Source organism: Enhygromyxa salina, assembly GCF_000737335.2.
Classification (GTDB): Bacteria; Myxococcota_A; Polyangia; order Nannocystales; family Nannocystaceae; genus Plesiocystis; species Plesiocystis salina_C.
Genome location: NZ_JMCC02000091.1, coordinates 12,740 through 36,860, shown reverse-complemented (window position 1 = coordinate 36,860; position 24,121 = coordinate 12,740). Strand labels below are relative to the sequence as shown.

19 protein-coding genes are annotated in these 24,121 nt (G+C 67.0%); 12 read left to right on the top strand and 7 right to left on the bottom strand.

The annotated features are described in order from the left end of the window. Both DB30_RS41800 and DB30_RS30065 read left to right on the top strand, forming a co-directional pair. On the top strand, positions 1–188 hold a 188-nt coding region (locus tag DB30_RS41800; protein WP_205633103.1), incomplete at its 5' end, for a hypothetical protein. A 203-nt stretch (positions 189–391) separates the two neighbouring features. Continuing rightward, on the top strand, positions 392–580 hold the full coding sequence (locus DB30_RS30065; protein ID WP_146661241.1) for a hypothetical protein: 189 nt from the start codon (positions 392–394) through the stop codon (positions 578–580). Between the two features lie 46 nt (positions 581–626). Here DB30_RS30065 and tssH read toward each other — a convergent pair whose 3' ends face one another. Continuing rightward, positions 627–3,359 carry a type VI secretion system ATPase TssH gene (tssH, locus tag DB30_RS30060; protein ID WP_052555448.1) on the bottom strand — a complete coding sequence of 911 codons (2,733 nt, stop codon included), beginning with the start codon at positions 3,357–3,359 and terminating at the stop codon, positions 627–629. Positions 3,360–3,688: 329 nt separating this feature from the next. Continuing rightward, positions 3,689–5,029: a serine/threonine-protein kinase gene (locus tag DB30_RS30055; protein ID WP_052555446.1), complete on the bottom strand. Its 1,341-nt coding sequence runs from the start codon at positions 5,027–5,029 to the stop codon at positions 3,689–3,691. 253 nt (positions 5,030–5,282) lie between these two features. Between DB30_RS30055 and DB30_RS30050 the strand changes: the two genes are divergently transcribed. The 3 genes from DB30_RS30050 to DB30_RS30040 all read left to right on the top strand — a co-directional run bounded on the left by DB30_RS30050 (position 5,283) and on the right by DB30_RS30040 (position 9,565). After that, positions 5,283–6,677, top strand: coding sequence for a hypothetical protein (locus tag DB30_RS30050; RefSeq protein ID WP_146661239.1), 1,395 nt, complete (start codon positions 5,283–5,285; stop codon positions 6,675–6,677). A gap of 8 nt (positions 6,678–6,685) precedes the next feature. After that, a complete protein-coding gene (locus DB30_RS30045; RefSeq protein WP_165704016.1) occupies positions 6,686–8,881 on the top strand; it encodes a 4Fe-4S binding protein in 2,196 nt (731 codons plus the stop codon). A gap of 117 nt (positions 8,882–8,998) precedes the next feature. Continuing rightward, a complete protein-coding gene (locus DB30_RS30040) occupies positions 8,999–9,565 on the top strand; it encodes a hypothetical protein (protein ID WP_052555439.1) in 567 nt (188 codons plus the stop codon). Between the two features lies 1 nt (position 9,566). Here DB30_RS30040 and DB30_RS30035 read toward each other — a convergent pair whose 3' ends face one another. Beyond that, entirely contained in the window at positions 9,567–9,938 is a 372-nt protein-coding gene (locus DB30_RS30035; RefSeq protein ID WP_052555437.1) for a hypothetical protein, read from the bottom strand. Positions 9,939–9,940: 2 nt separating this feature from the next. Beyond that, entirely contained in the window at positions 9,941–10,540 is a 600-nt protein-coding gene (locus DB30_RS30030; protein ID WP_052555435.1) for a ClpXP protease specificity-enhancing factor SspB, read from the bottom strand. Positions 10,541–10,690: 150 nt separating this feature from the next. Between DB30_RS30030 and DB30_RS30025 the strand changes: the two genes are divergently transcribed. The 7 genes from DB30_RS30025 (at position 10,691) to DB30_RS29995 (ending at position 19,742) form a co-directional block, all read left to right on the top strand. Then, positions 10,691–11,794: a lysylphosphatidylglycerol synthase transmembrane domain-containing protein gene (locus DB30_RS30025; protein WP_052555432.1), complete on the top strand. Its 1,104-nt coding sequence runs from the start codon at positions 10,691–10,693 to the stop codon at positions 11,792–11,794. A gap of 147 nt (positions 11,795–11,941) precedes the next feature. Next, entirely contained in the window at positions 11,942–13,528 is a 1,587-nt protein-coding gene (locus tag DB30_RS30020) for a tetratricopeptide repeat protein (RefSeq protein WP_052555430.1), read from the top strand. A 243-nt stretch (positions 13,529–13,771) separates the two neighbouring features. Next, positions 13,772–14,617, top strand: coding sequence for an energy transducer TonB (locus tag DB30_RS30015; protein ID WP_146661235.1), 846 nt, complete (start codon positions 13,772–13,774; stop codon positions 14,615–14,617). A gap of 57 nt (positions 14,618–14,674) precedes the next feature. After that, positions 14,675–15,310, top strand: a complete 636-nt coding sequence (locus DB30_RS30010; protein WP_165704015.1) for a MotA/TolQ/ExbB proton channel family protein — start codon at positions 14,675–14,677, stop codon at positions 15,308–15,310. After that, a complete protein-coding gene (locus tag DB30_RS30005) occupies positions 15,294–15,755 on the top strand; it encodes a biopolymer transporter ExbD (protein WP_052555424.1) in 462 nt (153 codons plus the stop codon). The genes DB30_RS30010 and DB30_RS30005 overlap by 17 nt, the downstream gene beginning before the upstream one ends. A 3-nt stretch (positions 15,756–15,758) precedes the next feature. After that, positions 15,759–16,307, top strand: a complete 549-nt coding sequence (locus DB30_RS30000) for an ExbD/TolR family protein (RefSeq protein WP_052555422.1) — start codon at positions 15,759–15,761, stop codon at positions 16,305–16,307. Between the two features lie 90 nt (positions 16,308–16,397). Next, on the top strand, positions 16,398–19,742 hold the full coding sequence (locus DB30_RS29995) for a TonB-dependent receptor (protein ID WP_146661233.1): 3,345 nt from the start codon (positions 16,398–16,400) through the stop codon (positions 19,740–19,742). A gap of 72 nt (positions 19,743–19,814) precedes the next feature. Here DB30_RS29995 and DB30_RS29990 read toward each other — a convergent pair whose 3' ends face one another. The 3 genes from DB30_RS29990 to DB30_RS29980 form a co-directional block, all read right to left on the bottom strand. Next, positions 19,815–21,407 (bottom strand): hypothetical protein, encoded by a 1,593-nt coding sequence (locus DB30_RS29990; protein ID WP_052555417.1) that lies wholly within the window; start codon positions 21,405–21,407, stop codon positions 19,815–19,817. A gap of 150 nt (positions 21,408–21,557) precedes the next feature. Next, positions 21,558–22,694, bottom strand: coding sequence for an NAD(P)-dependent oxidoreductase (locus DB30_RS29985; protein WP_052555415.1), 1,137 nt, complete (start codon positions 22,692–22,694; stop codon positions 21,558–21,560). 28 nt (positions 22,695–22,722) lie between these two features. Further along, positions 22,723–24,045, bottom strand: a complete 1,323-nt coding sequence (locus DB30_RS29980; RefSeq protein WP_146661232.1) for an FG-GAP repeat domain-containing protein — start codon at positions 24,043–24,045, stop codon at positions 22,723–22,725. Positions 24,046–24,121: the final 76 nt, after the last annotated feature.

Here is a 24,121-nt window from a genome sequence, read left to right as displayed (position 1 = left end):
GTTGCAGAGTTTCTCCTGGTTTTGACGATGGCTGTGGTGCGGGCAGAACATCTGATCTAAAGATCAACTGGATGACGTCCGGGCCGTCTGCCGGCCTGTGTGCCTGGGCCGTCTGTGTTTTTGATCTAAAGATCAACTGGATGACGTCCGGGCCGTCTGCCGTGGCCGTCTTTGCCTCGGCCGTCTGATCTAAAGATCAACTGGATGACGTCCGGGCCGTCTGCCTAGTCTGATCTAAAGATCAACTGGATGACGTCCGGGCCGTCTGCCTTGCGGGCCGTCTGCCTCTCGAAGGGCCGTCTGCCTCTCGAAGCTTGGCGGGTGAGTCCCGAGGACGAGCAGGAGTTTTGGGCGGGGGTTCGCGAGCGATTTGCTGGATCACGCCCCGCCGTTGCCGATCCTCTCGGCGCACTTGCTGAAGACGAGCACGGCGGTAGCCCTAGAACTCGAGGTCGGGGTGGTCGAGCCGCCCACGCGGGCCCTGATGTTGGGGACGCTGCGCCGATTGTTCGGCTCGCCAATCAAGCAAAACCACGCCCGGCGGAACGTCCACCAGGCGCTCGCGCTAATCGGGCTGTAAACGGCGCCCGGGCGGGAGACTGCCCCCCGCCCGCACCCCTCCAGCGTCAGTCAGTAAAGTCAAACCGCCAGTTGCCCTCGGGCGACAGCCCGATCTCCAGCTTCGGCGGGACTTCCCCATCCGCCATGTACTCCAGCAACGACTTCGCCAACGCCGGCATCAACGAAGCCCGCAGCGTATGGTCCACATTCCGCGCCCCGGTGTCCGCATCCGTACACCGCCGCACCAACTCGTCGAGCAGCTCATCACTAAACACCGCCTCGACCTCATGGGTCTCCATCAACCGCCGCTGCAGCTTGCGCAGCTTCAAGATCGCAATCTCCCGCATGATCTCCGGCCCAATTGGCCGAAACGGGACCATTGTCATGCGGGCCAGCAGCGCCGGCTTGAAGTGCGCGCTCACGGTCGGCCGAATCGCCTCCGTCACGTCCGCCGTGCTGGGCGGCTCCTCCGCGTCATACATGCGCATGATCGTGTCCGAGGCCAAGTTGGAGGTCAGGATGATGATCGTATTCTTGAAATCGACCGTCCGTCCCTCACCGTCGTTCAGCACGCCCTTGTCAAACACCTGGTAGAACAGGTTCATCACGTCCGGGTCGGCCTTCTCACACTCGTCTAGCAGCACCACCGAGTAGGGCCGCTGCCGCACCGCTTCGGTCAGCATGCCGCCCTCGCCAAACCCAACGTACCCGGGCGGCGACCCAATCAAGCGCGAGACCGTGTGCTTCTCCTGAAACTCCGACATGTTGATCGTCGTCATGAAGCGATCACCGCCATAGAGTTGATCCGCCAAGGCCAGCGCCATCTCGGTCTTGCCGACGCCGCTGGTCCCAACGAACAACAACACGCCAATTGGCGTGTTCGGATCCCGAACGCCCGCGTAGGACATCCGCACGGTCTCGGCGACCACACCAACCGCGGGCTCCTGCCCCTTGACCCGGCCCCCAAGCACGTCCTCGAGCGCCAGCACAGAGCCAATCGTGTCGGCCTTCATCTTGCCAACGGGAATCCCCGTCCAGTTGGCGACAACCTTGGACACGACGTCCGCGTCGCACTCGTGGTGAACGAGCGGATCACTGTCGCCACGGATCTCGTCGAGCGCCTTGATCGCGCCTTCAACCTTGGCCCGCAGCGACTCCACGCTGTCGCCCGTAGCCTCCGCGCCGTCCGCCGCGACCGCTGGCGGCTCATCGGGATCAGCCTCGCGCGCCTCACCGTCAGCGTTGACCGAAGTCCGCGCGGCCTCGGCCTGCTCCGCGGCCCGCAGCAGCTCACACGCCTCGTTGAACGCCCGCACCGCGTCGCGCTCGGCCACCCAGCGCGCGGTCATCTCGCTGACCTGCTCCCTGACCGACTCGATGTCGCCAAGCAGCTGCGCGTAGCTGTCCTGATCAACGACAATGTGCTCGGCGATGTCACGCTCCAACGCGATCCGCCGCCGATCCAACGAAGCAAACTCGAGCTCGAGCGCCTCGACCTCCTGCGGCTTCGCGCCCTGCTCGACCTTGACCCGCGCGGCGGCGGTGTCCAGCAAGTCCACGGCCTTGTCAGGCAGCTGCCGCCCAGAGATGTAGCGCCCCGAGAGCTCCGCGGCGGCGACCACCGCCTCATCGCGGATCGTCACCCCGTGGGTCTCTTCGTACTTGCCGGCCAGCCCACGCAGCATCACCACCGTGTCGGCGACGCTTGGCTCGTCGCACTTGACCGGCTGAAACCGGCGCTCGAGCGCGGGATCCTTCTCGAAGTACTTCTTGTACTCGGTCCACGTCGTGGCCGCGACGGTCCGCAGGTCACCGCGGGCGAGCGCGGGCTTGAGCAAGTTCGAGGCGTCGTTGCCCCCCTTGCTGCCGCCCGAACCAATGATCGTGTGGGCCTCGTCGATGAACAAGATCATCGGCGTTGGCGAAGCCTTGACCTCGGAGATGACCGCCTTGAGCCGCTTCTCGAACTCGCCCTTGACGCTGGCGCCGGCGTTGAGCAGGCCCATGTCGAGGTTGATGATGTCGGTGTTCTTGAGCAGATCCGGGACCTCGCCGTTGACGATCGCCAGGGCCAGACCCTCTACGAGCGCGGTCTTGCCGACGCCCGGCTCACCCACGATGATCGGGTTGTTCTTGCGACGCCGCGCGAGGATGTCGATGATCTGCCGGATCTCGCGGTGGCGGCCAAAGATCGGATCGATCCGCCCCTCGCGGGCCTCTTTGGTCAGCGACACGGTGAACCGCCCGATCGCGCTGTCGGCCGAGGGCGAACCTGCCTGCGAAGCCGGGACCGCGCCGCCGCCATCACCCTGGACCGCGATCTCGTCCATCTCGTTGGAGTTGCGCACGATCGCGTCGAAGTCGCGACGCAGCACGTCGATGTCGATCGCCTCGATCTCGGGGAATTCTTCGGCGGTGTAACGCGACGAGCGCTCGATGAACTGCAGCAACAAGTGACCGGTACGCAGCTTGTTCACGCCATACAGCAGCGAGGCCAAGGTCCACGAGTCTTCGATCCACTGAAACAGGCTCTCGGCGAACACCGGCCGCCCAGCGTTGCCGGTCTTCATGGCCTTGAGGGTCTTCTCGACCCGCCCGAGCAGGCGCAGGCGATCTTGACCAAAGAACTGCAGGATCTCGTTCGCGTCCGCGTCCTCTTGACCGATGAGCCCGTAGAGCAAGTGCTCGGGGACGATCTCGTAATATTGACCTTGCGCGGCCCGCCCAACGGCGGCTTCGAGCATGCCCGTGCAGATCGGGCTGAGGCGTTGGACGAGGACTTTTGGTTGAACGCGCATGCTGAGCTCCTGAGCGGTCGGGCGGCGAGAGGGAGAAAGGGAACAGCGAACGCCAGACCGGGGGCGTCGAGTGTGCCCGACCCAAGCGGTCGCGCTCAACAGTCAGTTTGGGTTTTGATGTCGTTCACCCTCAGCGGCCGATGATCACCCCCCCGCGCGCCCGGTCCTCACGGCTGGGGCGGCTGGCAAGGGCAAGGACCCGCGAGGGTCACTGCGCACGATTCTGGTCGAGCGCGAGGGTGGAACCGAACAACTGACGAAGGGCTCGTGCAGCTTGTCCAGGCTCGTCGATCGAGATTGGGTGAGACCGGCCACCCACGCGGAACGGCTCAGACGAGCTCGCGCGCGCAGTCGCGTCCGGCCAGCGTGCTCAACCACTCTCGCACCTGCGCCGCGAGTTCGAGCACCGATTGCTGGCGGGCGTCCATCGACTTGTCGAGGCCGCGCAGGCAGATCCGCTCGAGCGTCAGCGGGACGTCGGCGACCCACTTGCTCGGCCGGCTTGGCGGCTCGTGGGCGACCGCGTCCATGACCGAGAGCACGTCGTCGCCGCGAAACGGCGGCCGGCTGGTCAGGATCTCGTAGAGGATCGCCGCGAGCCCGTACACGTCGGTGCGCTGGTCGATTCGGTCGTTGAGCCCAAGCGCCTGCTCTGGGGCCATGTACGCTGGCGTCCCAAGCCGCTCACCAGGCATCGTCGAGGTCACGGACACCAGACTTGGGGGCCCCGCGGGCGATGGCGCGCGGTCGCCAGCCGCCGCTGGTTCGGGAGCATCGAGGCGCTTGGCCAGACCCCAGTCGAGCACGACGACCTCACCAAAGTTGCCAACGACCACGTTGTCGCCCTTGAGATCGCGGTGGACGATCCCCTTGGAGTGCGCAAACCCGATCGTGTTGCAGACGCTGCCAAAGTACTCCAGAAGCTGAAAGAACGCCGCCGAACGCAGGCTCTCGCCGGTCTCGATGCGACGCTGATGAAACGCCGAGATCACCTCGCTCAAGGTCCGGCCCTGGACGAAGCGCATGGTGTAGAAGCAGCGCGAGCCGTCGTCGTCGCAGCGGTAGTCGTAGAGCGGGACGATCCCCGGGTGCTCGAGCTGACCGGTGATCTGGGCCTCGCGGAGGAAGTGCGCGCGATGATCTGCGTGATCCGCCTGGTCGTGCTTGAGCCGCTTGAGCGCGACCTCGCGGCGCAGGACCTCGTCGAACGCCCGCCAGACCTCGCCGATACCGCCGGACGAGTGCAGCTCTCTGAGCTTGATCCGGTCGCAGACGAACGGCATCCCGTCGCCCGCGCGCTCACTGCCGGGTCCGCCGAGCGTGACGAGATCGTCGAACTCGAGATCCAGATCCAGATCCAGATCTAGATCCAGTTCCAGATCGATCTCGAAGTCGAGGCACGCTGAACCCTTGGGCGAGGCCGGACCTGGCAGCGTGAGCGTGGCGACGTCCGAGCTGGACTCGTCAGCCTGGGCCGCTTCGAGCAGCTGTTCAACGTGGGCCCGCTGGGCCGCCGTCAACCAGCCGCGCTCGGCGAGCACGCTGGCCAAGGACCCCTCGTCGCGCTTCACCCACGAGGCGCACGCGCATGCGAATTGCTGCGCGTCGATGAAGTCGCACTGCAACGCGAGCGCTCCAAAGCGCAGGTTGAGGTCGTTCGTCGACGCCAAGGTGCCATTAACCCTGACGACATTTCATGGACTGCCAAACGCAGAAGCGGAGACGTGGCGCCGAGCGCCAGCGAAGCGTCTGCGCTCGAAGCCGCGGGTTGTGCTCAGCGCGGCCGAGCTGCTTGTCCCCTCGCGGACGCGCTCGCAGGCTGGAGAGCGGCACAGACCGCGTGATCGAGACGTGGAGACCCACGGCCAATTACTGATATAACAGCGCTGGATGCGTCCGGGTGCCTGGCTGAGTTCCGCGCTGTTGGCTGTAGCCACAGCTTGTCTGCCGGATAATCCGAGCGTCGACGCTGGTGGCGAGACCACCGAGACCGGCGGCGGTGAGCTCGTCCAGACCGGCTTGCTCGGCTGTCCCGCGGGTGAGGCTTGCACGATCCTCGCGGTCAGCCAGACCCTCGACGATCGCGTCGACCTGTTCACAGCTGCGGGTGCAGGCCCTCGCTATCGCGGAGCGCTGGACCTGGACATTGCGCCAAACCTTGGCGGCGACATCAGCGGTGCCAGCCTGGATGAACCCTACGGCCTGGCCTGGGACGGCGACGCGCTGCACGTGTTGCTTGGCCACCACCCCAGCCGCGAGCTCGGCTCGCTGGTCAGCTTTCCGGCGACAGGCCTGGGCAACTATGAAGCTGGGGCGCTGGTGCCCGTGGGCGATTGGTTCAGCGGCGGCGAGGCGACCGGCCTGGGCGTGCGCGTGACCAGCCTCGCGCGAACGGAGCCGCTGTCGATGTTGCTCCATCCGGCCAGCGGCGATCTGTTGATCTCCGTGTTCGCGAATGATCTCATGGTCCCCGATGCCATGTGGACCGAGCCGAGCGAGCTGCTGGCGCTGACACCAGGCGCGGCCGGCGTCCGCGTCGCGGATCCGGGCTGCGCGGGGGCATGGGGCATCGTGGCACTCGACGCCGAGGCCAGCGCCGTTGCGCTCGCGTGCGACGGCGACGAGCGGGTGGCGATCCTCGATACGTCGGCGCTGGGTGGGTCCGCCAACGGGACCCCAAGCCCGATCTGCGTGGCCCAGATCCCGTTCATGAACAAGCGCGTGCGCTACCTGGCGGCCGACGGACTCGGTGGCGTCATCGTCAGTGAGCACCCGCCGATCATCAGCTCGAGCGAGGACGCGCGGCTGTGGTGGTATGACGGCGACTGCCAGCTGCGTGGGTTCTCGGAGCTCGAAGCTGACAGCTCGTGGATCGTGCGCGCGCTGAGCTTGGTGCCCAGCGCCGGGCAACCGCGGTGGCTGCTGGCCCGCGCCGATGGTGATCTTCGCGGCGTGGTGGTGGTCGCCGGGGACACCAGCGCGGGCACGATCACGCAGTGCGGTCGGCTGACCGCGCTCGACGACGCGGGGGTCTGGACGGCGGCGGGTGGGACCGAGCCGCTGCGACCCCACGCGCTGGCGCTCGACAGCGAGGGGGTCGGGCTTGCGATCGCGGCCAGCCCCGCCAACTACGCAAACGCGGGCCCCGGCTACGGCAGCGTGTGGTGGACGCAGCTCGAATACGATGAAGATCCCTGCGACGCGATCGCGGTCGATCCGATCGAGCTGAGCGCCTCGGCGCCGGCCGTTGATCCGCAGCTGCCTTCGACCTGGAGCCGCGCCCCAGATGTGCTCCACTTGATCGAGGTGCAAGGATGAAGCGGCGCGTGCGCTTGCCAATCGTCCCCAGCGAGGGCGCAGCGTCGACGTCCGAACACGAAGACGACCCGCTCGCGCTGCTGCGCGGGGGTCGGTTCGCCCGGGCGTTCGCGCTGATCCTTGGCGTGCTGGGCTTGGTCTGGATGGTCGCCCACGAGGTCCGCGCGGAGTCGCCGGGCGCCGAGCTCGAGCTGATCGAAAAAGTTCACACGGCCGTGCGCGCGACCCCTCCGATGCCGCCGGTCGAGGACATCACCCCCGAGCGGCCCGACGGTGAAGATCCGTCGGGCGACGGGGTTGGAGCGGCGCCCCCGATGCCGCCCGTCGAGGACATCACCCCCGAGCGGCCCGACGGTGAAGATCCGTCGGGCGACGGGGTTGGAGCGGCGCCCCCGATGCCGCCCGTCGAGGACATCACCCCCGAGCGCGAAGACGGGGTCACGGTCGATCGCTTCGGCCAGAAGCGCACGGCCTCCGGCGCGCTGATCCTCGAAGACGGCGAGACCGAGCGCGGCCTCCCCCAAGCCACGATCACCACCCTCGACGAGGGTGGATTCTTCGATCCCACCGCCTTCGACGACGCCGAGAAAGTAAAGACCAAGGCGTATGTCCACCTGATGCCCGGCCTGCCCAACGAGGTCGTGTACGTGGGCCTGGGCCTGATCTTGCTGCTGTCGTTCGTGCTGTTCGAGCGCTACGGCAAGCGCAAGGATCCGCGCGGAACCGGCGGCGGTGGCACCCGCGACCAGCGACCTTACTGGCGCTTCGAGCTGACCCGCTTCGCATGGTTGCGCCGCGCGATGAAGAGCCGGTGGTTTCAGCCGGCGTTCCAGCTGCCGGTCGTGATTGGGTTCGTTGGCGTCGTCGTCGCGGGGCTGGTCGGCAGCCAAGAGCCCGGCCGCAACATCGCGCCGGTGCTGACCTGGAACATCTGGTGGATCGGGCTGATCTTCTTGGTGATGTTCGCCGGCAACCTGTGGTGCTTCATGTGCCCATGGACGGCGATCCCCGACTGGATCATGCGCGGCTCGCTGGTCGCGGTCCGCAAGATCAAGACGCTGGGCCTGAGCTACCCGCGGTTTCGCCTGTGGATGTGGCCGGCGATCGTGCTGTTTGCGTTCGTGACCTGGCTGGAGCTGGCCTACGACGCCGCCAACCGGCCGTGGCTGACCTCCATGTTTGCGATCTTCATGGTCGCGCTCGCGTGGCTGTGCCTGGTGCTGTTCGACCGCAAGGCGATGTGCCGCTACGTGTGCTTTGTGGGCCGGGTCTCGGGCCAGTACTCCACGATGGGCATGCTCGAGCTGCGCCGCCGTGACAACGAGGTGTGCCGGACCTGCACCACCTCCGACTGCGTGCATGGGCGCGAGGGTGTGGGCCATGCGTGCCCAACCAGCGAGTACATGGGCGCGATGAACGACAACCAGTACTGCACGCTGTGCACGGAGTGCGTCAAGAGCTGCCCGCACGACAACATCGCGCTGAACGTGCGCAGCAGCGGCGCGGATCTGCTGCACCCGCACCGCGCCAAGATCGACGAGGCCTACATGGCGATCTTGGTGTTCATCGTGAGCGCGTTCCATGGCGCCGCGATGATCCCCGCGTGGAAGCAAGCCGAGACCGAGCTGCGCGGCTGGCTGGCCGATCACAACCTGCTGGGCACGGGCGCGCTGTTTGGCGGCAGCGACGGCGGGGTCCTGACCTTCACGCTGATGATGCTCGCGTGCATCGCCGCGCCGGGGCTGTGCTACTGGCTGCTGTGCGCGGCGATGCGGCTGGCCAGCGGGCGCCCAGATGTGTCGATCCGCAAGCTGTTCATCCGGTTTGCGTACACCCTGCTGCCGATCGCGCTGTTCTATCACCTGGCCCACAACACGACCCACGTGTTCTGGGAGTGGTCGAAGCTGCGTCGGTTGATCTCGGATCCGCTGGGCTGGGGAACGGACTACTTTGGCACCGCCCAGGCGCCGCTGACCTCGCTGTGGACACCCGAGACGATCTGGTACCTACAGGTCGCGCTGGTCGTGATCGGCCACGCCTATGGGATCTTCGTGGCCCAGCGCGAGGCGTTCCGGGTCTACGACGGGGACCGCAAGGCCAGCTTTCGCGTGCACTTGGTGATGATCGTGGCGATGATCGCGATGAGCCTGCTGAGCCTGTGGTTGCTGGCCCAGCCGATGTACATGCGCACGGCGGACATCTGAGCCCCGCTTCGGTGATTGTTCGTCAACAAACTGCGACAGCTCGGCGGGTCCGCGTTAGACTTGGGCCGGACGATGGCGGCGCCAAGCTACGTGTCAGTGTGCCTTGCTCTTGCGAGCGTGGCGATCACTGCATGGTCCATCCTCCGCGCCCGACCCAACTGGCGCTTCAATCGCTTGGCGCTGCGCGGGTTCGACTCGCCCGGTGAAGCAACCGGCCCCTTTCGCCAGCCCGAAGCCACGCTGCGGCCGCTCTACGGACTCGAGCGCGACCCGGGCAGCCTGATCATCTTCACGCTCCACCTGCTGGCGGGCTGTGGCGGGATCGTGGCGCTGTCGACCCTGATGTGGTTCGCGGTCGCGATCGTCGAGGGCGCCCCCTTCGCCGCCAGCAGCGTGGCCGCGCTCGCCGGCTTGTTCGCGGCCGTGCTCGCCGCGCCGATGTGGCTGGGCCACCGCTCGCTCCACGGGATGCTCGGCGCTGTCTTGGCGCTGTTCTTGTTTGCCCTGTGGCCGCCCGCGGTGCCGCTGCTGTTGGTGATCGTGGTCATCCAGCACGACCTGATCCGCCGCCGCGTCGTCGCCGACGAACGCGAGCAAGCGCGCCGCGAGGCACACGAGCGACAGCGGGCCGCAACAACTTCTGGAGCCGTCGCGCCGCGGCCCGTACCCAACGCGCCGCGGTGACTCAGCAGCGCTCGGCTTCAGTCAGCGTGGGCGCCGAGGTCACGCACTTGGCGTACTTGGCCCACACGATCTTGCCGCGCAGCTGGATCTTGCGCTTGGCCGCGATCACGCAGTTCGCTTCGAGCTGCCCGACCAACGCTTCGGCGCCGTCGGTCTGATCCTCGCCAACCGTCTCGTGAACCAGCTGGATCTTGTGCTTGCAGACCTGCTCGGGCGAGGGCGCGCGGACCCAGCCCAGCCAGAACACGAGCACCCCCACACCACACGCGCCAAGCAAGATCAGCGAGACCTTGCGGACCACCCTGCGCATGGTCGCCATCTCCTGCTCGGTGATCGCTGGGCCGCCGCTTGGTTCGGGTGATTGCTCGGTCACGCTCAGCTCCCGCCATCGATCACCTTGAAGGCCGAGCGCCTGCGCATGGCTTCGTCTTCACGCTCGGGATCGGCTCCGGCGCCAGACTCGGGACCCGACCCGCTCGAGTTCGAGCTTGCGGGCGTGGGCCCGACCGCGGCCCGCTTGGGCTTGCGGCGGTTGGGCTTGCTCGGGCCGCCGACGCGTCGATCTTTGGCGGTCTCGTGCTCGAAGGTGCCGCTCAGATCCCCGCCGGCCGGCAGCGGACCGGTGGTTGGCGGCTGGCGACTGCGGCGGACCGACTCGGGCATGTTCTGGTCCAGCACGATCCCGCGGCCCGTCGCACGATCCGCGACGACGTAGACGGCCTTCCACGGAAAGCTGCAGCGGGTCACGTAGCCGCCGAACGACAAGTCGGCGCCGATCGACTCCTCCGTGAAGGTCAGATCGAGGGGGTAGCTGGCGTCCAGATCGATGATCAGCCGCTCTTGCCACTGCTCGCGGATGAAGTCGGGGCACACGACGCCCTCGCAAGCCGCGTTGACGTGCAACCTTGGGCACCGCCCGGCCGCGTAGAGCGACTCGACGACGCTCTGGACGACGCTCTGGACCGGATGGACCATGCCCGCGGACTCTAGCGAACTTCGGGGATCTCGGCGAGGGGGCTGGCGCAGCCGTGAGCGGCGCGTGCCACAGGGCAAAATGACGACGTTTGTGGGGGCGTGCCCGGGCCAGGACCGGTTGCCCCGAGCTGAATTTGCTAGCTTCGGCTGATGGCGACGAGCGAACACAGCGCGGCGACCGGTGGTCCAACCCGCCCGGCGCGGCGCGTGCTCGCCTGGATCGCCTCGCTGATCGCGGCGGCGCTGTTGCTCGCGTTGGTCGTCCGGTTTGGGCGGATTGATCTTTGGCCCGATCCGCTCGTGTTGCCCGCGCCATGGTTGTTCGTGGCCGCGTGTGCCATGCAGATCCCCTACACCTTGGCCCGCGCGCTGCGGCTGCGCTTCGTGTTGGATCCGCTGGTACTGCGCGCCAGCGAGGGCAAGGCCGCGCGCTTCGACTGGCGGGTGCTGCAGGGCAGCGGGATGCTCAGCTACCCGATCGTGATCCTGCTGCCGTTTCGGCTGGGCGAGCTGTCGCGCCCGCTGTTGTTGACCCGCGCGGAGCAGCCCGGGGTCTCGTTCGCCGAGTCCGTCTCCGCGATCGCGGTCGAGCGCGTGGTCGACGGGCTGGTCGTCGTGGGCATGTTGTTCTTCGGGCTGGGCTTCGCCAACTTGGCCGCCGATCAAGACGCCCCCCAGGCGATCGCCTACGTGCGCGGGTTTGGTCGGCTGATGGCGATGACCTTCGTGCTTGGGCTTGCGGTCCTGCTGGCCGCGGCTGCGCGCCCCGCCCTGCTCGAGCGCATCGTTGGTCGCACGATCCCCGGTCAGCTTGGTCGCCGGGCCGCCGCAGCGGCCGGGCGGATCGCGGGCACGATCGCGGTGCTGTTCAACTGGCGCCGCGGCCTGCCCTTCTTGCTGTGGTCGCTGGTCTACTGGTCGCTGACGATCTGCCAGCTGTGGCTGGTGTTGCTGGCCTGCGGCCTCGAGCTTGGCTTCGCCGACGCGGCCGCGATCGTGGCGATCGTCGGCCTGGCGATTCAGCTGCCCGGCGGCCCGGCGCAGGCGGGCAGCTTTCAGTTCGGGATGGCCGCCGCGCTGGGCCTGCTGACCGCGCCGACGCAGCAGGCCGCCGCGTCCAGCTTCGCCGCGCTGATGTACCTGCTGCAGCTGGGCGGCGCGTGTGCGCTGGCGCTGCCCGGCGCGTGGTTGCTGGCCCGCGCCCGGCGGGAGACCCCGCACGCCCAGGCGCCCGACGGCGCAGACCCTGCGTAAGCCTGTCCAGACCGTCCCGTTGGTCAGCGCGAACCCCGGATCCCGGCCACGGGCATCCCAAACCAGTACAGGATGGCCGGAGGGGGCCCAAATGGGTATCCTCCCCGCCATCGCGCCGGCCAGCCCGCGCGACCAGGAGACCCGCGAATGCCCAGCTTCCGTAGCGTCCTCACGCCCATCACCTTGGGGCTGATCCTCTCTCTCTCTGCCTGCAAGAAGACCAGCGACGGCACCAAGGTGCCGCGCGGCATGTCCAAAGAGGAGGTCGAGGCCGAGAAGAAAAAGGCCACGACAACGGCCAAGGTCAACCAGTTGATCGTGCAAGCCAACGACGCGCTGGGCGCTGGGCGCTACGTCACCGCCCGCAAGATCGCCGAAGACGCGCTGGCCGAGAACCCCAACAACGCCGACGCCTACGTGGTGCTGGGCGCAGCCAGCTGGCGCGCGGGTGACTTCAACGCCTCGACCGAAGCCCTGCGCAAGGCGATGGAGCTCGATCCGGCCAACTTTGGTGGCGCCGTGGCGCTCGCTCGCAACCTCCGGGCTGCCAGCTTGTACGAGGAGTCACTCGCCGTCCTCGAGCCCGTGATCGCGTCGGAGAACGACAACTTCCAGGGCAAGTCCTGCGAGCAGCTCGAAGACTGCGAAGATCTTGGCGGCTGGTGTGACACCGAGGCCAAGGTCTGCAAGCCGCCAGTCCTCGTCGACACCCGCGTCGCGCAGCTGTGGGCCCACTACCTCACGCTCGACACCGAGCGCGGTCCAGCGGTCGCCGACGAGGTGTTCCTCAGCGGCGCCGAGGCGGCCGAGGTCACCAACGACGCGATCCGCGGCTACGCCGACTACCTGCGCGCGTTCGCGGGCAAGGGCGAGCTGGTCACGATCGAGGGTGAAAAGGGCAGCTCGGACCTCGGCCTCGATATCTACACGGGCTTGGTCCACACCTTCGCCGTGGTCGGCGGCGAGCCCAGCCGCGCGCTGTTCTCCCCGCTCCAGATCGAGTCCCGGATCGACCGCGAGCTGGCCGAGGCCCTGAAGCTCGAGCCGCTGGGCAGCACGAACCTGCTCAACCTTGGCGAGTACGAGGTCACGCTGATCCCCGAGATCGAGTTCAACGGGATCAAGCTCAAGAATGTCCCCGCGCTGATCGACGACCTCGAGATCTTCTCGTCGGGTCTGCCCGAGAAGGCCGGCGTGGTGTTGGGTCACCAGGCGCTGCACAAGCTCGGCTCGGTCGTCGCGGATCACCCGGCCAAGTCGCTCACGATCACCAAGGCCGCCCCCGCCGCCCCGCCAGCGGGCGCCGCCGAGCAGCCGCTGATCATGCTCGACCAGTGGAGCCTGCACATCCCGGCCACGCCCGTCAGCATCGACTCCGCCGAGCAGCCGTTTTGGGCCTGGTTCGGCTACGCCAGCCCCGCCGCGGTCACGCTGACCGCGAAGTCCTACCTGCAGAGCGGTCACCTCCCGCGCGAGATCGAGAACCCCGAGGACCCCGACAACGGCCGCAAGATGGTCTTCGTCGATCAGATCTCGTTCGGCGACGTCAGCGTCCCGGGCATGGGCGCGCTGGTCTACCTCGAGCAGCCGGGTGAGCCGCAGCTCGCGGGCGTGCGCGGGTTCTCGGGCTTCGAGCTTGGCGGCTTCGTCAACGTGCCCCTGCTCGAGCGGCTGAAGGTCACCTGGCTCTACGGCCAGGGTAAGGTCTGGATCGAGTACAAGCCCGCGAAGTAGCGCGTTCACCACGGCCCCCGCGCAAGACAGCGCGAACGTCACATCGACGTTCGCGCTGTTTCTGTTTTTGCGCCAAAATTGGGCGGCGCGTGACCATCTGTGACGATTCGGTAACCGGAGCGTGACCGCGAATGGCGATAAGATCGATCACACGATCTCAGCGACCCGCAAAAAGCCGCTTGTAACCATTCCGCAACGAACACGGCACGTGTCGGACAAAACTCGGGGCTAGTGTTCTCCTCGGTGTTCAGCGGATTCAACGTTCGCGATGACGTTCACAGCGCGTTCTTCGAGCGCAGGCGCTGGGAGTCACTGATTGGCGCGATGCTGCTAGTTGGGGGTGGCTTCGCTGGCGCGTTCTACTTTGCGAGCCTCGAGGCAGAGGAACCCGTCGAGCTCGAGGTCGTCGAAGCCGAGCTGCAAAATTTCGACATGGAAGAGGAGCTCGAGGAAGAGCCCGAGCCCGAGCCCGAGCCACCGCCCGAGCCGCCGCCTTCCAGCGACAAGTCGCCCAAGCCCAGCGCCAAGCCCACGCCGCAGCCCGACATCCAAAACCCCGATCGCGCTGACGAGAACCCCGAAGAGGGCGAGATCAACGACGAGGGGCCCGGCTACGGGGGCGAAGGCGGCGGCAGCAATGACCAGGGCGGCAAGGGTGATCCCGACGGCGCGGCCAAGCCCGAGCCAAAGCCCGAGCCAAAGCCCGAGCCAAAGCCAAAGCCCAAAGCCGACAAGTTCCCCTATAACCCCGACAAGCCAATCGAGCGCCCAGCCGAGGCCACGGTCCCCAAGCAGATCGGCGGCAACGCGCCGATCTACCCGCCGGACCTCAAGAAGCGCAACATTACCGGCAAGGTCAAGGTCCGGCTCACCATCTATAAGGATGGAACGGTCAAGGGCGCCAAGGTGCTCGCCAAAGACAACTCCGTTGACGCCGCGACCGAGCCCGACCTGCACGACCGGGCCAACGCGCTGCTGCTCAAGGCCGTCGCTGCTGCCGTTCAAACCTGGAAATTCAAGCCTTCAACGGTCCAGGGCAAGCCGATCTCGGTGTTCTTGACCGTCACGATCCCGTTCACGCTCCAGTGAACCCTCGCGAATAGGAAATCCACGATGGATCTCAACATTCTCCATATCTGGGAAACCATGAGCCTGCTGTCCAAGATCGTCGCGATCACGCTGGTGATCATGGGTCTGGGCTCGGCCTACGTGACCATTGAGCGCGTGTTGGTGCTGCGCAAGGCGTTTGCCGGTTCGGCCGTGTTTGCGAAGGTCAGCCGCCCGCTGCTCGATGACCTCGACCTCGCGTCGCTCGCCGATCTGGCCAAGGGTAAAGAGTACGAGAAGGCCCCGCTGGCCAAGCTCACGAGCATGGGCCTGGGCGCGTACAAGCGCCACGCGGGCGCCAGCGAGCGGCTCGAGCTCGCGCGCCGCGACCTCGAGCGCCGGCTCGACGAGCTTGGCGCGCAAGCGCGGGCGGGCATGGGCTTTCTGGCCTCGGTTGGCTCGACGGCCCCCTTCATTGGGCTGTTTGGCACCGTGATCGGCATCATCGTCGCGTTCCAGGGGATCGCGGCGGCCGGCGGCGGCGGCATCGAGGCGGTCTCGGCGGGTATCGCCGAGGCCCTCATCGTCACCGCAATGGGACTGGCCGTGGCAATTACCTCGGTGCTGATCTTCAACTACCTGTCGGCCCGCTTCGACAAGCTCGACATGGCCATGCAACACGCCGCGGGCGAGCTCCTCGACCACCTGGAGGCCCACGATGGGCGTTCAGCTTGACGCTGGCGGCGGCGGCAAAGGGGTCAAGCCAAACATCAATGTCACGCCGCTCGTCGACGTTGTCTTGGTCCTGCTGATCATCTTCATGTTGGTGATCCCCAACATGCAAGAGGGCGTGCCGATCGAGCTGTTCAAGGCCAGCAACGCGGACAAGGACGACGAAGAGGTCGAGCCGATCACCGTGTCGATCGCCAAGCTCAAAGACAGCGACGAGATCGGCTACTACATCGGTGAGGCCGAAGGCGACCGGCAGCTGAGCCGCGAGGCCCTGATCAGCGAGCTGACCGCCCTGCACGCCGCTGACCCCAGCCGCCTGCTGCTGTTTCGTGGCGACGCGCGGATCGAGTACGGGCAGATCCGCGAGGTCTTCCACGACTGCCAGAACCTCGGCTTTGCGTACATTCAGCTGGCCGTTGGCGCCCAAAAACAAGGCTGGGAGGGCTGAGCAATGGCGAGCCTGAGCAACAACAAGCGTGGGTTTGGGCGCAAGCCCAAGGCCGCCGTCTCGCCCGACATGAACGTGACCCCGCTGGTCGACGTCGTGCTCGTGCTGTTGATCATCTTCATGGTGCTCGCGCCGGTCGTCAACGCGCACTACCTGGGCCGCCTGCCGCCACCCGACGACAAGGATCAGCAGCTCGCCGAGGCCAACCCCGACAACAAGCCGCTGGTCATGCGCGTGACCGAGCGCGAGCTGGCCGACGGGCAGATCGAGCCCGTGTTCAGCGTGGGTGCGATCGAGCTCGAGCACAACGACGCGCCGGATCGCCTCGGTCGCTTGCTCGCTGGCCGGGCAGACAAGGTCATCTATGTCGACGCCGCTGACAGCACGGACTATGGCTATGTGCTGCAGGGGATGAGCTTCGCCAAGGACGCGGAGGACGTCGTCAATGATCTCGTGCGCGAGCAAGCCCGGGAAGCTGGGCAGGACGCCGCGGCGGTCGCGAGCTTGCGTGTGACCGCGGTGCTGGTGACCACCGAGATCCCGGTCGACTAGCCGCCGATCGAGCGCTTCACAGATTTTGCTCTCGCGTCTTCGGGCTGCCTCTAGGCGCTCGCGGGCGCGGGGAGTTCATGAGCTAATTCAATGCAACGACAACGCAGTCACACCCTCGCACTCGCAACTCATGCGCGCAGGCGCAGGCGACTCGGATGGTTGTTTCCCTGCCTCGCGGTGGTTGGGTGGTCGGCGACCAGCGTCGCGGCCCCGCCTGCCGACGAAGGGTTCAGCTTCGAAGATGGAACCGACGAGAGCCCGCCCGAGGACGATGGGTTCTCGTTTGACGACAGCGAAGACACCCCGCCCGACAACGGAGACGACGGCGACGACGACGGCGACGACGGCGACGACGGCGACGAGTTCATCATCGCCCCCGTGGATGCGCCGGAGTCCGGCGAGACCACCGGCGAGCCGCCGGGCGACGACGAGTGGGAGGACGCGTGGGAGGACGACGGCGCGCTGTCCGAGGACTCGGGCTTCACCTTCGAGGACATCTCCGAGGATCAGGACGCCCTCGACGCCGAGCTCAAGTCCGGCGAGGTCCAGGCCAAGGGCACCGTCGGCACGGTCTCGGGCGTTGTCCTCAACGCCAAGCGCGAGCCGCTCGCGGGCGTCTACGTGCGAGCCAAGGACACCAAGTACGTCGGCCGCACCGGCGTCGATGGGGCCTACACCCTGCAGCTGCCGCCCGGCCAGTACACCCTGCTCGTCGAGCTGGACCTGTACCAGAGCGCCGAGCTCACGGCGGTCGATGTCAGCGGGGGCGAGGTCACCACCCACGACGTCGAGCTGGTCCCCATGGTCGGCGTGATGGAGACCTTTGAAGTCTCCGACAGCCTCAACCTCGAGGCCGAGGGCGCGCTGCAGGAGTCGCGCAAGCAAAAGACCTCCGTCAACGACGGCATCGACGCGACCGAGATGAGCAAGTCGGGCGGCGGCAAGGCGTCGAGCGTGGCGGTGCGGATCGTGGGCGCGACGATCGTCGATGGCCGCTACCTGTTCGTTCGCGGCCTCGGGCACCGCTACGGCAACACCTTGCTCGACGGCGCGCGCGTGCCCAGCCCCGAGCCCGAGATCCGCACCGTGCCGCTCGACGTGATCCCCTCGGGGGCGCTGTCGGCGATCGACGTGCAAAAGACCTTCACGCCTGACGTGCCGGGCGACTTCACCGGGGGCTCGACCCAATTCGTGACCCGCAACGCCCCCGACGATCCCATGATCACGATCGGCGTCACGGCGGGGGTCAACACCAACACATCGTTTCAGCCAATGGTCACCCACGCTGGCCACGCTGGATATGACCTGTTCGCGCTCGGGAACTTGCCGCGCGCGCGGCCCGACAGCTTTCCCAGCGACGAGCGGGTTGGCCGTGGTGTCGGCCGCGACGCCGCGCAGGTCGAGGCTGACGGCAAGGCGCTCGACACTCGCACTCGCGTCATGCGAGGCGCCCGGGCGCCAGCAAACTTTGGGTTCAAGCTGTCCGCCGGCGACAGCTGGAGCCTCAATGACGCGGGCGCCAAATTTGGGATCCTGTTCGCGGGTGGCTACAAGAACGAGCACCAGACCAACCGCGAGACCGTGCGCCTGTTCGGCCTGCGCGATGGCGTGCCCGACATCAGCAGCCCGCGCGTCGACCTCGAGTCGATCGAGACGGTCTACACGACCAACTACAACGGCCTGCTCAAGCTTCAGTTCGACGCCAACCCCAACAACCGCTGGGCGCTGACGGGCTTTTATTCGCGCGAGGGTCAAGACGAGACCCGCGACATGTACGGCGAGGTTCGTGACGTCTCACCCGGCGAGTACTTGAACTACACGCGACTTCGCTACGTGATGCGCTCGATCGCCTCGGTTCAGCTGAGCGGCAAGCACAAGATCCCGCGCGCAGCCAACCTCGAGATCGACTACTTTGGATCGTTCGCCCAGGCGCGCCGCGACGACCCTGCCCTGCGCGAGATGTTGTTCCGCGACACCGACGGCGCGGGCAGCTTCGAGATCGACAACGGCGCGGGGGCGACGGGCAGCCAGCTGTTCCTTGGCCTGGTCGACAACAACGAGAACGCCGGCTTGGATCTGAGCCTGCCGTTTCGGCAGTGGAAGGGCCTGGACGCCAAGCTGAAATTTGGCGCGTGGCTCGACGCCAAGCAGCGCTCGTTCTTTGCCCCTCGCTACGACTATGCCTACGCGACCGGGGTCGCCATCCCGGCCGGGCGCGACAACCCGATCAACGACGACACGATCGGCGGGGGCTTGAGCGCGGACAATGGTGGCACGCGACCGTTCACCTTGTGGGACCGAACCCGCGCGCAAGACGGATACGAGGCCTGGTCGCGCAACCTCGCCGGCTACGCCTCGCTGGACCTGCCCTTCGTCAACTGGTTTAGGGTCTCGGGTGGCGCCCGGCTCGAGTCCAACGTCATCAACGTCACCCCCGTCGACCCCTTCGCCGGGCCCAACGACACGCCCTTCGACAGCTCCCGGCTCGTCGACCTCGACGTGCTGCCCGCGGCCTCGTTGATCTTCTCGCCGCCACTGCCCGAGGGCGGCGGCGACTTCAACATCCGCGTGAACGGGACCAAGACCCTGGCCCGTCCGGAATTTCGCGAGCTCGCGCCCTTCTCGTTCCGCGACTACGTGGGTGGCTTCAACAAGCAAGGGTTTCCGGGCCTGACCTCAACCCACATCTGGAACGCGGATCTTCGCTTCGAGTGGTTCCCGCGCAGCGCCGAGGTCGTTGCGATCAGCGGGTTCTTCAAGCACTTCCAAGACCCGATCGAAGAGGTCGTGGGCGCGGGCAGCAACCCCGCGGCTTCGTTTGCGAACGTCGACAGCGCAATCAACGGCGGCGTCGAGCTCGAGTTTCGCAAGGCCCTGGACTTCCTCGCGCCCAAGCCGGCGGTGGCGGCTCGCAAGGTCCTGCGCGACCTCTCGATCGGCGCGAACTTTGCGTACATCTATTCGCAGGTTCAGCTTGGCCCGCCCTGTCACCGCCCCGGCGAGGCGGCCGTGCTCGAAGGCTCGATCGCGGTCGAGGACTGCCGCGTCGAGTATCAGGTGTCGACCAGCCGCGAGCGGCCGCTGCAAGGCCAGGCACCATGGATCGCCAACGCGTACATCGACTATGACAACGCCGCGTTCGGCACCAACCTGCGCCTGATGTACAACGCCGTGGGTCCGTATATCGCCCAGGTCAGCGGGCTGGGCCTGCCGGACATCTACCAAGAGCCGATGCACATGCTGGACTTCACCGCGTCGCAGCGGCTGTTGGCCTACAAGCGCAACGAGTGGGGTGACCTGCGCAACCAGCTGTTGTTGACCCTGGAGGTCGAGAACATGCTCAACACCCGGCGGTATCGGACGCAGGGGGATCAGCTGGTCTACAGCACGCGGGATGGGCTGAGCTTCACGGTGGGTCTGACCTGGAAGTACTGAAACGAGCGAGCTGCCCGCGTGGACAGCTCGCTCGTGAAGAGGTGGGCGAGAGGCCTCGCCCCGCCCATTACATTAGAGCAACGGCTCGTCGATGACGACGAAGTCGATGTCGTAGCTGAGCGCGAGCGCACCTTCGGCGCAGCTTTGGTCGAGCACGGCGCGCTGCCGCGAGTAGCTGAGGATCGCGGTGTGCAACGCACCAACGTCCGCGAAGCTGACCGCGGCGCCCGGTTGCAGGTAGTTCGCGACGCCAGGGACAGCCAGGTCCACGTGACGCTCGACGCTCGCGCAGCTGTCCTCGACCTGCCACGGGCAGCTCACGGCGGGGACCGCCACCAGCTTCCGGCTGATCGCCAGGCCGATGTTCGCGGGGTTGTTGCCGCCACGCAGGTAACGAACGACCCGCACCGCCTGACCCGACTCGGCGACCCGCGGATCCAAGCTGACCGGATCGAGCAGGGTCACCCGCAGCTCCCGGCTGCCAAGGCCGCCCCAGGTCTCTTCGAAGCGCAGCACCTCGTCAGCCGCGAAGGGCACCCCGGCCGCGGGGGCACACAGGTAGAAGGCGTAGGGGGTGCCCTGGTTGGTGGGCTCGTCACCTGCCAAGTAGAGCTCTTGCAGTTGCAGCTCGAAGCAGCCATCGGCGCCCGGCTCGACGGCGAGCACGCGGGCGTCGTCGGGGATCGACAGCGGCCAGTCGATGCGCGCCTCATCAGCGGGCGCCTCGCAGCTCGCGGGCTGCTCGGGGGCGTCGGTCTTGGGCGTGAAGAGGATCATGCCGTCGCCAAGCCAGGTGCTGCGGCCGTCGGCGTCAAACTGGATCTGGACGCCAGCGCTGTCGAGCGACTCGGGCGTGAAGGTCTGACCCGACCACCACCGCCCAGGGTGCTCGCTCACGCTGCCAACGAACAAGATCCGCGGCTCGATGCCCTCGCCGGCGATCCACACCGCCGAGCACTGGCCCCCCTCGCTCGACGGCATGTCGATTCCAACGTTGGTGCGACCCGGCAACACCCAGTGCTCGGCCTCGCCAAATGCCTGCTCGCCGAGCAGGCGACCGGGATCGGCCGAGACATGATCGCAGTCGATCAACACGTCGTCACGCAGCGGCCGGACGTGCAGGCTGATATCGAAGTCGTTGGCGTTGTTGACATACACGTTGCCAAACACGTCCTCGTACCACTCACCGTCGGGGTCGATGCCCCAGTCGCCGCCCTCCGAGGTGGCGACCGTCGACCACAGCCCAAGCACGCTCAGGGCTGCGACGGCGGTCCGCTGCATGGGCACCAGCGCGGGCAGGGCAGCGTCCATCTGCGGCACCAGCAGCTTCCACGAGAGCAGCAAGAAGGGCAGCGCGATCAGGTCGGTCGGATCGCAGGTGATCACCCACGGATGACCCAGCGCGCCCATCAGCGCCGACCACTGACCCGCGAACCCGGCCGACAGCTGAATGCCAGCGAACACCGCCCCAACCGCGACGTGACAAGCCAGCAGCGCTTCGCGACTGCGAACCCGCAACAGCGTCGCCAGCAGCACCGGCGCGACCAACATGCCCGCGAAGTCGCTGAGCTTGCCGGTCATCAAGTCGGGCAGCAGGCCCGAGCCCTTGAGCCAGTGATCGTTGGCGACCAGCAAGGCCAGCGCGGCGACCCAGGTCGGGGTCAAGAGCGCGCGGGCGGGGCGAATTGAGCGGCGCTCCTGTGCAGGCGAGGGGGACGAAGTCGGGGCGGCATTGAAAAAGTCAAACATGGGAGTCTCCGGTTGCGCGGGGGTAGTCTCGGCCGCCCCCAACCGGTTCAATGCCCGCTCAATCGGCTATGTGAGCTCGAATCCGACGGTTTGGAGCCAAGCTTGGAGCTTGGGCGCGGGCGCGCGCTCGCGCGGGATCCTCCAGGATCGAAACTCGCGGCGGAGCTGGTAGCCGCGGCGCAGCTGCTCGAACGCGGCCGCCCGAGCCGGCCCCGGCAACCCAGCGAGCGCGCGAACCCGGGCGTCGTCCCCCACGAAGTCGATGAAGTCGTTGACCTCGAGCAGCGAGCTCGGGTCCTTGGACGTCGCCAAGACCCTCGGCAGAGCGTCCTGTCCGGTCCAGCTCGGGGCCCGCCCAAGCTGAGCGCAGACGGCCTCGTGCATCATCCGCGTCGCCGCCAGCTTGGCCTCGAGGCTGTAGCCCGCGACATGCGGCGAAGCCAGCAAGAGTCGTGGGTCGCTCAGCCGCGCGGGCGCGAGCGCGGGCTCGCCGTCCCACACGTCCAAGATCGCAGCCACGACGTCCGGCCGGTCCAGCGCCCGCTCCCGGATCACGCCGCCGCGGCTGGTGTTGATCAGCAGCTTCGGCCCCGCGACCGCAGGGGACTCACGATCGACGTAGGCCCAGGTCGCGTCGCGTCCTTCGTGGATCAGCGGCACATGAAAGCTGACGATCGGGCAGCGCCGCCACAGCTCGCTGAACGAGACGAACGCTTCAGCCTGAGCACCGCGTCGGGCCAACGGTGGATCGCAGACCAGGACCTCGTGGCCCAGCCTACGCAGCAACGGCGTCAGCCGGCTACCGACGTTGCCAAACCCGACCACACCAACCGGCCCACAGCGGACCGGCTCGGGGAGCTGGTGCTCGACGAACGCGAGCGCACCCACGACCCACTCCGCGACCGCCCGCGCGTTGCAACCAGCGGCGCTCGCAACCGCGATCCCGCGCGCGGCGAGAGCGGGGATGTCCAGGTGATCCGTGCCGGCTGTCGCGGTGCCGACAAAGCGCAGCTGCCTCGCGCAGTCCAGCAGCGAAGCATCCACCCGCGTGACGCTGCGGACCACGAGTAGCGCGGCCCTCAGCGCGGCCAGGCGCTCGCCCGTGATGTCCACGGCCGGCAAACAATGCAGACGTCCCAGCCCCGCGAGCGCCTGCGTTGCGTGGGAGATCGCATCGTCAACAACGATCACCGGTTCGCTCACCGCCGCAGTGTACAGCCCCACGGACGGATCAAGGATCCGACAGCATCACGCTGAGCCCCTTCCCGCCCACGACCAGATCGTCAACCCCATCCTCGTTGATGTCAGCCACGACCACAGTCCGCGGATACGTGACGTCGGCGACCAGCGTGAGGGTTTGGCGCGGCAGGAGCTCGCCGGCCACCTCGGAGCCGCGCAACAGCTGCGTCGTCCAATCTTCGTGATTGGCGACGACGAGATCGAGAAACCCGTCGCTGTCAAAGTCACCGACGCCCGCGTCGAGCGGCCGCCCGTCGGTGGCGAGCTCCTGCCCCGAGTGTGCGAACCACCCTTGCCCGTCGCCGAACAGCACGTGCGCACGATCGAGGTCGCCGACTACGGTTGCAGCGTCCAGCAAGCCGTCGCGGTTGAAGTCGGCCAGCACGCTCGCCCGGGGTTTGCCCGCGACCGGGGTCATCATCGCGTTAGCGAAGCTCCCGTCGCCAGCACCCATGAGCAACGCGAGCGCTTGCCCTGTGCGATTGGCGACCAACAGATCCAAGTGGGCGTCGGCGTTGACCAGCCCGACCGCGATCGCCACGGGCTGATCTCCGGTCGGGTAGAGCACCGGTTCAGCAAAGCCCGCGGCGCCAAGCCCGAGCCGCACCTCGACGACCCCGTCTGCCTCGCACACGATCACGAGGTCGAGTTGCTGATCGGGGTCGAGTCTCGCTAGCGCCACGCTCTTGGGCCCGTTGCCCGTGTTGAGTTGAGCGCCCTCGGAGAAGCTGCGGTCGCCGTTCGAGAGATAGACCGAGACAAAGTCTTCGTTGGAGTTGGAGACGACGAGGTCGTCATTACCGTCGAGATCGATGTCGCCGGCGGCGACCCCCATATAGTCGCCCGGCGGTTGGGGTAGATCCTCGAGCTCAGGAAACATCCCGTCGCCATTGCCAAACAGCACCAACACGTCATCTAGGCGGACAACCCCGAGATCCGCGTGCCCGTCGCCGTCGAAGTCGGCGATCGTCAAGGATCGAATCGTGGGTAGCCCGAGCACAGGGAGCCCGAAGAAACAAAACTCACCAGGGGTGACAATGCCATCCCCACACGCCGAGGCCCCGCTGGTGCCTTCGCCGTCGCCGTCCCCATCCCCATCCCCATCCCCATCGCCGTCGCCGTCGCCAAACGGATCCCCATCGCCGTCGGGATCCGAGTCTCCGCTCGGTGTCTCGCCGTTGTCCGCGCCGTCGCTCTCGGACGACTCGGCGGTCTGCGTGACCACGCCCTCGTAGTCGGGATTTGGCACATAGCAGGCTCCCGCAGATGTCGTTGTCAGCAACATCGCCACCGAACGCAGGCAGGTCGACAGCATCTCCAAAGTGTACCCGAGTGCAATATTCTCGAGGACGCAGTTCGTGCGCCCTCGAGCTCGGGTTCCCAGCGTGAAT

Coding starts and splice junctions, on each gene's coding strand:
- tssH (WP_052555448.1), bottom strand. CDS start 3,359: ATGCGCGTTCAACCAAAAGTCCTCGTCCAACGCCTCAGCCCGATCTGC.
- DB30_RS30030 (WP_052555435.1), bottom strand. CDS start 10,540: ATGGTCCATCCGGTCCAGAGCGTCGTCCAGAGCGTCGTCGAGTCGCTC.
- DB30_RS30025 (WP_052555432.1), top strand. CDS start 10,691: ATGGCGACGAGCGAACACAGCGCGGCGACCGGTGGTCCAACCCGCCCG.
- DB30_RS30020 (WP_052555430.1), top strand. CDS start 11,942: ATGCCCAGCTTCCGTAGCGTCCTCACGCCCATCACCTTGGGGCTGATC.
- DB30_RS30010 (WP_165704015.1), top strand. CDS start 14,675: ATGAGCCTGCTGTCCAAGATCGTCGCGATCACGCTGGTGATCATGGGT.
- DB30_RS30005 (WP_052555424.1), top strand. CDS start 15,294: ATGGGCGTTCAGCTTGACGCTGGCGGCGGCGGCAAAGGGGTCAAGCCA.
- DB30_RS30000 (WP_052555422.1), top strand. CDS start 15,759: ATGGCGAGCCTGAGCAACAACAAGCGTGGGTTTGGGCGCAAGCCCAAG.
- DB30_RS29995 (WP_146661233.1), top strand. CDS start 16,398: ATGCAACGACAACGCAGTCACACCCTCGCACTCGCAACTCATGCGCGC.
- DB30_RS29980 (WP_146661232.1), bottom strand. CDS start 24,045: ATGCTGTCGACCTGCCTGCGTTCGGTGGCGATGTTGCTGACAACGACA.